Source organism: Actinomyces sp. oral taxon 448 str. F0400 (assembly GCF_000220835.1).
Classification (GTDB): Bacteria; Actinomycetota; Actinomycetes; order Actinomycetales; family Actinomycetaceae; genus Actinomyces.
The window spans coordinates 1,489,405-1,501,563 of the sequence record NZ_GL985606.1 but is presented as its reverse complement, the minus strand read 5'-3'; the positions used below and the strand labels follow the sequence as shown (position 1 = coordinate 1,501,563).

Annotated in this window: 8 protein-coding genes; all 8 read right to left on the bottom strand. The window is 72.2% G+C overall.

What is annotated here, in order from left to right:
• Nucleotides 1-47: 47 nt before the first annotated feature.
• The 8 genes from murC to HMPREF9062_RS06370 all read right to left on the bottom strand — a co-directional run bounded on the left by murC (nucleotide 48) and on the right by HMPREF9062_RS06370 (nucleotide 12,153).
• Nucleotides 48-1,556, bottom strand: coding sequence for a UDP-N-acetylmuramate--L-alanine ligase (murC, locus tag HMPREF9062_RS06405; RefSeq protein ID WP_009749264.1), 1,509 nt, complete (start codon nucleotides 1,554-1,556; stop codon nucleotides 48-50).
• Nucleotides 1,556-2,836, bottom strand: a complete 1,281-nt coding sequence (locus tag HMPREF9062_RS06400) for a UDP-N-acetylglucosamine--N-acetylmuramyl-(pentapeptide) pyrophosphoryl-undecaprenol N-acetylglucosamine transferase (RefSeq protein WP_009749263.1) — start codon at nucleotides 2,834-2,836, stop codon at nucleotides 1,556-1,558. The genes murC and HMPREF9062_RS06400 overlap by 1 nt, the downstream gene beginning before the upstream one ends.
• Nucleotides 2,829-4,082, bottom strand: a complete 1,254-nt coding sequence (locus tag HMPREF9062_RS06395) for a peptidoglycan glycosyltransferase FtsW (protein ID WP_009749262.1) — start codon at nucleotides 4,080-4,082, stop codon at nucleotides 2,829-2,831. Before HMPREF9062_RS06395 ends, HMPREF9062_RS06400 begins: the two co-directional genes overlap by 8 nt.
• Before the next feature lie 224 nt (nucleotides 4,083-4,306).
• On the bottom strand, nucleotides 4,307-5,797 hold the full coding sequence (gene murD / locus HMPREF9062_RS06390) for a UDP-N-acetylmuramoyl-L-alanine--D-glutamate ligase (protein WP_009749261.1): 1,491 nt from the start codon (nucleotides 5,795-5,797) through the stop codon (nucleotides 4,307-4,309).
• 124 nt (nucleotides 5,798-5,921) lie between these two features.
• Nucleotides 5,922-7,010: a phospho-N-acetylmuramoyl-pentapeptide-transferase gene (gene mraY / locus HMPREF9062_RS06385; RefSeq protein WP_009749260.1), complete on the bottom strand. Its 1,089-nt coding sequence runs from the start codon at nucleotides 7,008-7,010 to the stop codon at nucleotides 5,922-5,924.
• Nucleotides 7,007-8,560: a UDP-N-acetylmuramoyl-tripeptide--D-alanyl-D-alanine ligase gene (locus HMPREF9062_RS06380; RefSeq protein WP_050795259.1), complete on the bottom strand. Its 1,554-nt coding sequence runs from the start codon at nucleotides 8,558-8,560 to the stop codon at nucleotides 7,007-7,009. The genes mraY and HMPREF9062_RS06380 overlap by 4 nt, the downstream gene beginning before the upstream one ends.
• On the bottom strand, nucleotides 8,557-10,167 hold the full coding sequence (locus HMPREF9062_RS06375; RefSeq protein ID WP_009749258.1) for a UDP-N-acetylmuramoyl-L-alanyl-D-glutamate--2,6-diaminopimelate ligase: 1,611 nt from the start codon (nucleotides 10,165-10,167) through the stop codon (nucleotides 8,557-8,559). The genes HMPREF9062_RS06380 and HMPREF9062_RS06375 overlap by 4 nt, the downstream gene beginning before the upstream one ends.
• Before the next feature lie 168 nt (nucleotides 10,168-10,335).
• The gene (locus HMPREF9062_RS06370) at nucleotides 10,336-12,153 is read right to left on the bottom strand and encodes a peptidoglycan D,D-transpeptidase FtsI family protein (protein ID WP_009749257.1); all 1,818 of its coding nucleotides are present in this window, start codon (nucleotides 12,151-12,153) and stop codon (nucleotides 10,336-10,338) included.
• Nucleotides 12,154-12,159: the final 6 nt, after the last annotated feature.

Here is a 12,159-nt window from a genome sequence, read left to right as displayed (position 1 = left end):
GTCCCCGGCCGGGGACTCGGGAGCCGGACGCGGCGCTCGCGGCTTCCTCATCGCTGCGGACCGCTCAGACGGGCGCCCAGCCGCTGGAGGATCACGGCGCCGAGCCGGGTCACGTCGCCGGCGCCGACGGTCAGCAGGACGTCGCCGCTGCGGGCGGCGTCGGCCAGAGCGCGGGCCGCCTCGACGCGATCGGCCACATACCGGGCCTCGCAGCCGGCGATCCGGTCGACGATCATGGCGCCGGTAACATCGGGGAAGTCCTCCTGAGACTCCCGCGCCGGGTAGACGGAGGTGACGACGACGACGTCCGCGCCCGCCAGGGCCGCGCCGAAACGATCGGCGAAGGTCCGAGTGCGGGAGAACAGGTGCGGTTGGAACAGCACTAGGACGCGGCCCCCGCGGACATCGGCGACCTCGCGAGCAGTGGCCAGCAGGGCCCCGATCTCCGTGGGGTGGTGGGCGTAGTCGTCGATGACGACCACTCCGGCGGCCTCGCCGCGCGTCTCGAAGCGGCGCCCGGTCCCTCCGAAGGAGCCCAGGGAGCGGGCCATCACTCTGGGCTCGACACCCAGCTCGAGACCGGCCGCCCAGGCAGCGGCGGCGTCCAGGACGACGTGGTCGCCAGGGGCGGCGAGCTCCAGAGGCACCGAACCGGTGAGCGTGCAGTCCTCAGGGCGTACCGGCCCGGTGCCCGTCGCCGTCTCGCCACTCCACAGCGTCAGCAGCGCCGAGGTCCCGTCGGCGCGCCGCTCGGTGATCTCGACGCGAACGTGAGCGTCACCGACGAGCCGGCCCCGATCGCCGACGTCGGGGCCGGCGGTGCCGTAGGTCGTCACCGCCACGCCGTGCTCCACCGCGGCGCGCGCCAGTCGCAGACCGCCGGGATCATCGGCGCAAACGATGAGCCTGCCGCCCTCGCGCACGGTGAGGGCGAAATCGACGAAGGCCCTCTCGAAGGCCTCCCGCGTACCGTAATTGTCGAGATGATCGGGTTCGACATTGGTGACGACGGCCAGGTAAGGGTCGTAGTTGAGGAAAGATCGGTCGGACTCGTCGGCCTCGGCCACGAAGGCGCGCCCCGCCCCCAGATGAGCGCCTGTGCCCAGGTCGCGCACGACGCCGCCGACGGCGAAGGAGGGGTCCCGGCCGGCGACCGACAGAGCCTGGGCGAGCATACCGGAGGTGGTCGTCTTGCCGTGGGCTCCCGCCACGGCGACGAAGTCGCGCCCCCGGGCCGCCAGGGCGAGGGCCTGGGAGCGGTGGAGGACCTCCTGACCGCGGCGGCGGGCTATGGCGAGTTCCGGGTTGGTCTCCTTGATCGCGGTCGAGACGACGACGGTGGCCCCCGGCGGCACATTGTCGGCGCAATGGCCCACCACCACCGTCAGCCCCAGGCTGCGCAGGTGGTCGAAGGCATCGCCGCCGACGGCGTCCGACCCGGTGACGGCGGCGCCCCGCTCGGCGAGGAGCTGAGCGAGCACGCTCATGCCGGCGCCGCCGACGCCGATGAGATGGAAGGCCCGGCCGCCCAAGTCGGTCCGCTCGGATGCGCTCATCACTTGACCTCCTGATCCGCCGACTGGTCCGCGCCGCGGTCGTCGGGGGCCGCCCCGGACCGCGCTTCGGCCGCAACGGAGCGGATGAGCGCTGCCAGGCGCGCGGCGCCGTCGCGCACCCCGGTGGACGCCGCGGCCTCGGCGACGGCCCCGCGGGCCTCGGGGTCGGCGAGCAGATCGGTGAAGGAGACGATGTCGTCGGCGGACACCTCGCCGTCGGGCACCAGGCGGCCGCCGCCGGCGGCGATGCAGTCGGCGGCGTTGAGCCTCTGCTCGCCGTTGCCGATAGGCAGCGGCACATACAGGGCGGGTAGGCCCAGAGCGGTCAGTTCGGCCACGGTGCCGGCGCCGGAGCGGCAGATGACGCCGTCGGCGCACGCGTAGGCCCGTTCCATGGCGGACAGGTAGTCGAGCACGTGGTAGCGCTCGGCCAGGTCGGGGGCGCAGTCGCCCTCGGCGACGGCCCGCTCCAGGGCGGCGCGCACGGGCGCATCCTTGCCCCGGCCGGTCAGGTGGAGGACCTGAAGGCCGGATGGCAGGCGTCCGAGCGAGGCGACGATGACCTCGTTGAGATGCTGGGCGCCCAAGGAGCCTCCGGTGACCAGAAGGGTCGGCGCCTGCGGGTCCAGGCCCAGAGCCTGTGCGCCCTCCGCCCGCAGGAGCGCCGCGGAGGCGGCGTCGGCCCGCTCGGCGACGAGTGCGCCGATGGCGGGACGCAGGGGCAGGCCGGTGACCTCGGTGCGCCCGGCAGACGCCCGCAGGCGCGTCGAGGCGAAGGTCAGGGCCACGGCCGCGGCCCAGCGGGCGCCCAACCGATTGGCCAGGCCTGGACGGGCGTTCTGCTCGTGAATGACAACGGGCACCCCCGCCCGCCGGGCCGCGAGGTAAGCGGGAGTCGACACGAAGCCGCCGAAGCCGACCACGACCTGCGCGTCGACGCGATCGATGGCCTCCCGGGCCGCGGACACGGCCTTGCGCAGGTGGTGCGGCAGCAGGAAAAGGTCCCCCGTGGGCCGACGCGGCATCGGCACCCGGGGCACGTAGGCTAGATCGTAGCCGGCCTCGGGCACGAGACGGCTCTCAAGCCCTTCGCGAGTGCCCAGCACGAGGATACCGGCGTCCCCGCCCCCGCCGGTCGTGGGCTCGCGCAGGGCGGAGGCCGTGGCCAGGAGGGGATTGACATGCCCTGCGGTGCCGCCTCCGGCGAGCAGCACGCGCAGCCGGCGCGCCGATGGTGCGGGCGCGTCCTCGAACGCGCCGGTGGAATGAGTGTCAGGCACGGTTCCTCCTGCGGGGGGCGATAACGGCAAGGGTACGACGCACGGCGGCGCCGCTGGCGCGCAGGGCCTCGGGTGCGCCGGGTTCGTGGCGGGCCAGAGCGAGCAGCACCCCGACGGCCAGGAGGACGGACACCAGGGCCGAACCGCCCTTGGAGATCAGGGGTAGGGGCACACCGAGCACGGGCAGCAGCCCGACCACGACGCACATGTTGATGACGGCCTGACCGACGATCCAGGCCGCCACACCACCGCTGACCACCGAGACGTACAGGGAGCGCGAACGCCGGATGATGCGCATGCAGCACCATCCGATGACGGCGAACAGGGCGATGACGATGAGTGTTCCGATCAGGCCGAACTCCTCGCCCAGGACGGCGAAGATGTAATCGGAGTCGGCCTGGGTGAGGTACCCCCACTTCTGACGCGAGGAGCCCGGGCCCACGCCCCACCAGTTCCCCGTGCCCAGCGCCCAGCGCCCGTGCTTGGGCTGGTAGCCCACGTCGAGCGGGTCCGCGCCATCGGGGTGCCACCAGGCGATGATACGGGCGCGCCGATTGGCCGACAGAGCGGACAGCAGCGTGAAACCGCCCAACCCGAGCACGCCCAGCGCCGCGAACCAGCGCCAGCCCAGTCCCCCCATCCACAGTGCTCCGGCCACAAGCAGGGCCAGCACGATGACGGTGCCGAGATCGCCTCCGCCCAGGACGAGGGCGACCGCGAGCAGCACCGGAGCGACGATCCACCCGGCCAGCCGCCGGAACCTGCGCCATGTGTCGACTCCGGGCAGGAAGGCGTCCTGACGGGTGGTGACCATGACCCCCAGGTAGAGGCACAGGGCGAGCTTGATGAACTCCGAGGGCTGAATCGTACCGAGTCCGGGGACGCGGACCCAGTTGCAGTTGCCCCCCACGCAGCTGCCCGCACCGGGGACGTAGACCAGGAGCTGACTCAGACAGGCCAGGATGAAAGCGGGCAGGGCGAGTCGTTTGAGCGTGCGCACACGGGCGCGGGCGATGGCCGCCATGCCGGCCAGGCCGACGACGGCGAAGACGAGGTACTTGAGGAACTCGGTGACAGCATCCTGGCCCTGGGCCGCCACGGTCACCGACTGGACGGAGAAGACCATGACCAGGCCGAACAGGAGCAGGACGAGGGCAGACAGGAGCAGGGCGTAGTAGGTCAGCGTGGCCGGCTCGCCGGGACGGGGGCCGTCGCCGCCCAGGACCCGACGCCACCACGCCCGCACACCGCGGGGCGCCGGGACCGCCTCCGAGATCCTCGCAGCAGCCGAGGGCGTAGAGGAGGCAGGGGCCCTCGCATTCGTTGCCTGAGCCTTCGGGGCCCGCGGGGTCTTCGACGCGCGCGGGCTCTTCGCAGTCCCGGCGGCCCGCTTGCGCGGGCCGGCCGGACTCGCCCCGCCGACGCGCGGGGCGTCGTCGCGAACCGGCCTGCCCGTCCGCTGACGTGTGATCACGGTGCCTCCCGACCCTCGACGTGAGCCAGCGCTGCGGCGGCGAACAAGTCGCCCCGTTGAGCGTAGGAGCTGAACTGGTCCCAGGAGGCGCAGGCCGGAGCGAGCATGACGGTGTCGCCGGGCCGCGCCATGGCGCCGGCGGCGGCGACCGCGCCGGTCATGACCGAGGCGCCGTCGCCGTCGGGAATGCGGGCCACCGGTGTCCCCGGAGCGCGAGCGCGCAGGGCGGCGAGCACGTCGGTCTGGTCCTTGCCGACCACGACGACGCCGCGCAGGACCGGGCGAACCGCGCGCACGAGGTCATCGAAAACCGCTCCTTTGGTGTCGCCGCCGAGAATCCACACGCCGGTGCCGGCCGGCAGCGAGGTCAGGGCTGCCTGAGCGGAGTGCGGGTTAGTGGCCTTGGAGTCGTCGACCCAGGTGACGCCCCCGCCCCGGGCGACGGTAACGATGCGGTGGGAGCCGGGGACGTAGGCGCGCAGCCCGCGCGCGACGGCCCCGGGATCGGCGGCGACGGCGTCGTGGGCCAGGGACAGGGCGGCGGCGGCGAGGGCGTCGGCCGTCACGTGGGCGGGCAGACGTTCGGTCTCGCCGCCGGGGGCCAGATGCGCCAGGTCCACGAGCGAGGCGAGGGGCAAACCCGCGCTGCGGCGACCGGCGTGCAGCGCCCGGTCGACCAGAAGATCCTCGACCACGCCTACCTGCCCCAGGCCGGGGACGGCCAGAGTGAAGCCGACGGCGAGGCAGCCGGCGGCGACGTCGGCCTGCTCGACCATGCGCCTGGTGGCGGCATCGGCCGTATTGTAAACGGCAGCGCGCCGTGTGCGCGCGTAGACGCGGGCCTTGTCCGCCGCATAGGCCTCCAGCCCGCCGTGCCAGTCGAGGTGGTCGGGCGCGAGGTTAAGGCAGGCCGCGGCGAGCGGGCTGAGCGTGCCGGTGGTGTGGAGCTGGAAGCTGGAGAGCTCGACGGCCATGACGTCGGCCCGGTCCTCCAGAACCGCGGTGATGGTGGGCGACCCGATGTTGCCGACGGCCGGGGCATTGAGACCGGCGGCGCTCAGAACGGCCGCGAGCATGCCGACCGTCGTGGTCTTGCCGTCGGTTCCCGTCACGACGATCCACGGGACGTCGGGACGTCTGGCCTGCTGGAGGCGCCAGGCGAGCTCGATCTCGCTCCACACCTCACGACCGCTCGCCCGTGCGCGTGTCAGGACCGGGCCGGTCGCCGGCACCCCCGGGGAGACGACGAGCAGGTCGGGACGGGTCTCGTCCAGCGCGTCGGCCTGAACCCCGCCGTCCCCGATGGTCACCCGCTCCAGCGGCGCCGTCACGGCATCGGCGGCCCCGGGGCGGGCGTCGAGCAGATGGACGCGCGCCCCGAGATCGTCCAGGGCGTCGATGACGGCGAGCCCGGTACGACCGGCGCCGACGACGCCGACGCGTGCCCCGGCGAGGTTCTTCAGGGTCATGGCGTCGGCGGTGGTCACTGTGGTCTCGATCCTGGGATGCGGCTGGTGTCGTGAACGGTCTCGTGTCGGGCGGCGGTCCCGCCGACGAGCCCCACCGATGAGTGTGGGCCCATCGACCGGTTCCGTCGTCGTGACGCGCGGGTCAGGACACGAGGTACTCGGCGTAGAACAGGCCGAGCCCGACGACGACGCAGACTCCGGCGATGATCCAGAAGCGGATAACGACGTTGACCTCGGTCCAGCCGCCGAGTTCGAAATGGTGGTGGAGCGGCGCCATGCGCAGAAGACGTCGTCCCGTGGATTTGAAGGAGGCGATCTGGACGACGTCGCTGATGACCTCGGCCAGGAACAGGCCGCCAAGGATGACGGCGAGGAATTCGGTACGGGTCAGGATGGACAGCCCCGCTAGGCCGCCGCCCAGGGCCAGGGACCCGGTGTCCCCCATGAAGATCTTGGCCGGTGAGGCGTTCCACCACAGGAATCCGAAGCAGGCGCCCATGAGCGCGGCGGCGATCATGGCCAGGTCGCGCGGGTCGCGGGTCTGGTAGCACAGGGTGGCCACGAGGTCGTGGTGACCGTAGGTGCACGACTGGTTGGTCTGCCACACGCCGATGAGAGTGTAGGCGGCGAAGACCATGGCCGAGGAGCCGGCGGCCAGCCCGTCGAGGCCGTCGGTGAGGTTGACGGCGTTCGACCAGGCGGTGATGAGGAAGTTCGCCCACAGGACGAACAGGACCAGTCCCACGCCCACTCCGGCGAAAGCCAGGTCGAGGTTGGTGTCCCGTGCGAAGGAGAGGCGGGTGGAAGCGGGGGTTAGTCCGTTGCGGTCGGCGAAGAACAGGGCCGTTGCGGCGAAGGTGATGCCGATGAACGCCTGGCCCAGCATCTTCTGCCACGCCCGCAGGCCCAACGACCGTTCCTTGGAGATCTTCTCGAAGTCGTCGAGGAAGCCGATGAGTCCCAGGCCCACGATGAGGAAGAGCAGCAGGACCCCGCTGGCGCGCGGAGCGCGCAGCTCGACGAGATTGGCGACCGCGTAGCCGAGGACGGTGGCCAGGATGATCACCAGACCCCCCATCGTGGGGGTGCCGCGCTTGATGAAGTGGCCCTGCGGTCCGTCCTCGCGGATGAACTGGCCGTACTGGCGCCGGTGGAGGAAGCGGATGAGCAGGGGGGTGCCGAGCAGTGTGACGAGCATGCCGACGGCTGCGGCGACGAGGATCGCGGTCATCGGGGGTCCATCTCCTTAGCCTTCTCAGGCTCCTCGGGTTCCCTGGTCTCCCGGGACCCCTCGGGTCCTCGACGGCCGACGCGGAGCCGGTCGGCGACGCGCCAGGCGCCGGAGTCATGAGACCCCTTGACCAGAACGGCGTCGGCGTCGCGCAGCGGGGAGTCGGGCGAATCGAGCAGAGCGAGTGCCGCCTCGGCATCGGCGACCTCGATGGTCTCCACTCCGGCGCGGGCGGCCGTACGGGCGGTGGGTGCGGCGCCGGAGCCGATGGCGATCAGCAGCGCCGTCCCCGCCCGAGCCGCGAGCTCTCCGGTGCGCGCGTGGTCGGCCACCGAGGACTCCCCGAGCTCGAGCATCTCGGAGATGACGACGACGCGGCGGCGGTCGCCGGCCAGGGCCGGCAGAGAGGCCAGGGAGGCGGACATGGAGTCGATGTTGGCGTTGTAGGAGTCGTCGATGAGCAGAACACCACCCGGGCCGTCTCCCAGGGCGACCTCGTGCACCTCCATGCGATGCGGGCTCTCAATCCGGACGTCGCCCAGCACCGTGGCGACGGCTCGGGCGGGGACTCCGGCGGCCATCGCCAGTCCCGCGGCGGCCAGGGCGTTGACCACGTTGTGTGCGCCGGGCAGCGCCAGGCGCACGCGACGGGAGTCCGCCAGGCCGGGAGCGTGCAGGTTGAAGCTCGCCCGGGCGCCGTCCCCCACTCGCACATCAGTGGCGCGCAGGTCGGCGCCGCCCCCGGTCGCCGAGAAGGTCAGCACGTCGGCGGGGGCCAGAGACGACATGGCGAGGGCCCGCTCGTCATCGGCGTTGAGCACCGCCGTGCCGGTGGGCACCAGGCCGGCGATGATCTCGCTCTTGGCCGCGGCGACGCCGTCGATGGAACCGAAGCCCCCCATGTGGGCGTGCCCGATCACGAGCACGGCGGCGGCGTCCAACGGGGCGATCCGGGTGAGGTAGGCGATGTGCCCGGGACCGGAGGCGCCCATCTCCAGAACGAGGTAGCGGGTGGACTCGTCGGTTTCCAGGACGGTCAGCGGCAGCCCGATCTCATTGTTGAAGGAGGCCGCCGGCGCGACGGTGGGACTCTGAGCGGCCAGCAACTGGCGGGTGAGATCCTTAGTCGTGGTCTTGCCGACCGACCCGGTCACGGCCACGACCGTCAGCACATCGCCCCTGGCGCGGGCGCGCCCGCGCAGATCGGCCAGGTGACCGCGGGCGAGCTCGCCGAGCGCCCCGACGGTATCGGGGACGACCAGCAGCGGGAATGAATCGGGCTCGACTCCTACGGCGACCAGGCTGGAGCGAGCGGCGGCGGGGTCGGCCACCAGAGCCGCTGCGGCGCCGGCGCGGGCCGCCTGACCGACATGGGCGTGGCCGTCGGTGCGCTCGCCGGCAATGGCCACGAACAGGGAGCCCGGGCCCGCCCTGCGGGAGTCGGTCACGACCCCGCTGACAGGTGCGGCGTCGGGGCCGGTGCCGTCGCGGGGGCCGACAATGGCGGCGCCGGCCAGGGACGCGACCTGGTGAAGAGGGCGCGTGATCATGCCGGCGTCACCGGCCCCCACTTGGCCCGCGCGGCCTCGCGCATGACCGGCGCGTCGTTATAGCGGATGAAGTCTCCGGCGACCTCCAGGAAGGGCTCGTGGCCCTTGCCGGTGACGATGACGGTGTCCTGAGGACCGCACAACTCGACGCCGCGACGTACGGCATCGCCCCGCCAGGTGGTGATCTCCTCGACGTCGGCCAAGTCGGGGCGCACCGAGCGCACGCCCTCCAGAACAGCGTCGCGGATGGACTGCGGGTCCTCACTGCGCGGGTTCTCGTCGGTGACGACCAGGACATCGGCCAGGCGCGCGGCGACAGCGCCGAGCATGGGCCGCTTGCCCCGGTCGCGGTCGCCATCGGAGCCGAAGACGACGATCAGACGCCCGGGTGTGATCTGCCGGACGGCTTCGAGGGCGAGCTCCATGGCGTCGGGTGTGTGGGCGAAGTCGACGATGCAGGTGCCGCGCACCCCATCGCGCCGGGTGATGCGCTGCATGCGCCCGGGGATGTTGTGCGCACCGGCCAGGGCGGCCACGGCGGTGTCGGCGGGGACGCCCGCGCGAATGGTCATGACCAAGGCCAGAGCGGCGTTTTGAACGTTGACGAGGCCCGGCAGAGGGCAGGAGGCCTCGATGCGCTCGGAACGGGGGCCGTGGAGGGTGAAGGTGGTGGCCGAGTCGGTCATGGACACGGCGGCATCGCTCACCCACCAATCGGCGGGGGTCCGACCGGGGTAAGCCCGCAGGCGGTCCACGGGGATCAGACCGGCCCGCTCGACGCGGTCCGCGAGCTGGACGCCCCACTGATCGTCGACGCAGACGACGCCGCGGTGAGCGTGAGCGGGAGTGAACAGGCGCGCCTTGGCATCGAGGTAGCCCTGCATGGTCTTGTGGAAATCGAGGTGATCGCGCTGCAGGTTGGTGAAGCCGGCGACGTTGACCACGGTGCCATCCAGACGATGCAGGACAATCGCGTGACTGGAGGCCTCCAGGCTGGCCGCGCCCACGCCCTCCTCGACGGCCAGCGCCATCATCCGCTGAAGCACCGGAGCCTCCACGGTGGTGCGGGGGGATTCGACCGACATCCCGCCCACGCGCAGCTCGACCGTGCCCGCGACCATGCACCCACCCAGATGGGCGGCGAGAATCGCGTCGACGAAGTAGGAGGTGGTGGTCTTGCCGTTGGTGCCGGTGACGGCGGCCGTCGTCAGCCTCGTGCAGGGGTGGCCGTAGACCTCCGCGGACAGGGGGCCGACGACGGCGCGCGGGTCGTCGGCGACCAGGACGGGCGTGCGCGGGCAGGAGGCGCGGACCATCCGCGCCCCGGCCTCGTCGGTCATCACCGCGACGGCGCCGGCCGCGACGGCCTCGGGAGCGAACTCTGCCCCATGACGCGTGAAGCCGGGCAGTGCGGTGAACAGCTCGCCGGGAGCGACATCAGAGGAGTCGACGCTGACCCCGATGACAGCGAGGTCGCCGGGGGCCCCGCCCCCGTCCGCCTCGGAGGCGGGGCGCAGCGCAGCGTGCGCGGCGAGCTCCCCCAGAGCGGTCGGGGTGCCGCGGCGCGGGCGCAGCTGCGCGGCCGACTCGTACGCGTGGTTGCTCATGACTCCTCAATCTATCGTGGCCGACGGGTGGTGGCTTCCACCACCGGGACATGCAGGGGACCGCGCAGGTGGAAGGCTACGCCCTGGTCACGCCCCGCGCGGCCGGCACGGGGTGCACTCCCCCACACCGCGGATCCGCGCAACGGGCGTCGCCCGTTCCCGTCCGGTCTAGCCATCGCCCCTGGTCGCCTCCTGGGCGGCGTGCTCGGCTCGGGCGTCGGCGTCGACAGCCGCCTGCGCGGCGGTGACGGACGGGTCCGGGGCGATGCCCAGGGAGTGCATCGTGGCCAGGGCGACTTTGCGGAACACGGGGGCGGACACCGTGCCGCCATAGGTGTCCCGGGGCCGGTACACGATGACGGCCACCGCAATGGCGGGATCACGGGCGGGGGTGAAACCGACGAAGGACGCGACCGTGCCGTCCTCGGTGAGGATCTCAGTGGTCCCGGTCTTGCCGGCCACGAGGTACCCGTCGATCGAGGCCGCCTCGGCCGTGCCCCCCTCCTGGGTCACGCCGATGAGCATCTCGGTGAGCGCCGCGGCAGTGGACTCGGAGACGACGCGCACGCCCTCCGGCCTGCTCTGAGGGCTCCGTCCCCCGCCGGGATCGATCCAGGCGTCGACGAGACGCGGGGCGACGCGCAGGCCCTTGTTCGCCACGGTGGCGAGCACCTGGACCGACTGGAGCGCGGTTCCGGCGATGCCCTGACCGAACATGGTGGTGTAACTGGTGCGGTCGTCCCATTCGGAGACAGGGCCGACGATGCCGGCCGACTCGGCGGGCATCTCGATGCCGGTGAGACTACCGAAGCCGAAGCGCTCGATGTAGGAGTGACGCACGTCGCTGGAGAGCCTCTCGCCGATCTGCACCGTGCCCACGTTGGAGGATTCGGCGAGCACTTGGGCGGTGGTCAGCTGCTGGACCCCGTGCTCGTGGGAGTCGCGGAAGGTCTGCCCGTCGGCGCTCGTCCACGTGTAGGGCACGGTCCACGAGTCGTCAGGCGTGATCACCCCCTCCTCCAGGGCGGCGGCGAAGGTCATGACCTTGCCGACGCTGCCGGGTTCGAAGATCGCCTGGACGCTGCGGGCGTTACGGTCCCCCTCGGAGGTGTCCGCGGCGCGGGCCGGGTCGACCGCCCCGGAGTCGGCCAGCACGAGCACCCTGCCGGTGGCCGGCTCCATGACCACCACGCAGCCCCAATCGGCTCCCTGCGCGGTGACGGCCTCGTCGATCGCGTCCTGGGCGATCGCCTGCAGATCGGGGTCGATGGTGGTGCGCACCGTCGTACCGGGCACGGCGGAGATCTCCTCCTGCTCCCCGGTGGGGATGATGGCGCCGGTCTTGCCGATCTCGACGCTGCCCTCGCCGTCGGTGCCGGTCAGGGCTTCGTTCTGGGTGAGCTCGAGACCGGCGGAGCCGATGAGGATGCGGTCGTCCCCCTCATGGGTGTAGCCGAGCACGTTGCCCGCCACCGTCCCGGCCGGGTAGGTGCGGCGGGTGCGCTGATCGGGCTCGACCCCGGATATGCCCAGCGCCTTGATCTGCCGCCACGTGTCCGGGGGAACGGCTTCGGCGATGACGACGTAGGTGGATTCTCCGACCATGGAGGCGCCGAGCTCCTGGGCGTCGACGCCGAGGATCTCGGCCATCTGCGAGGCGGCGGCGGCCGCGCCGTGGCCGCGGACGGTCTTCGACCTCTGGCCGGTGGCGGGATCGGTGCGGTCCTCGGTCCACTCGTACTGGGCGATCTTGAGCTGATCGACGCCGATGTCGTACGAGACGGCCGAGGATGCGAGGATCGTTCCGTCGCTGCCGAGGATATCTCCGCGCGGCGCGCGGTTGACCCAGGTGACGGTGCGCTCGGCCTTCGCCCTGGCGGCGAGCTGCGGGCCGGCGACGACCTGGAGCCAGGCGGTGCGTCCGGTCAGGGCGGTGAAGCCCGCCAGGCCCATGACCTGAAGGGCCCGACGGCGGCTGGGGTTCACCACGTG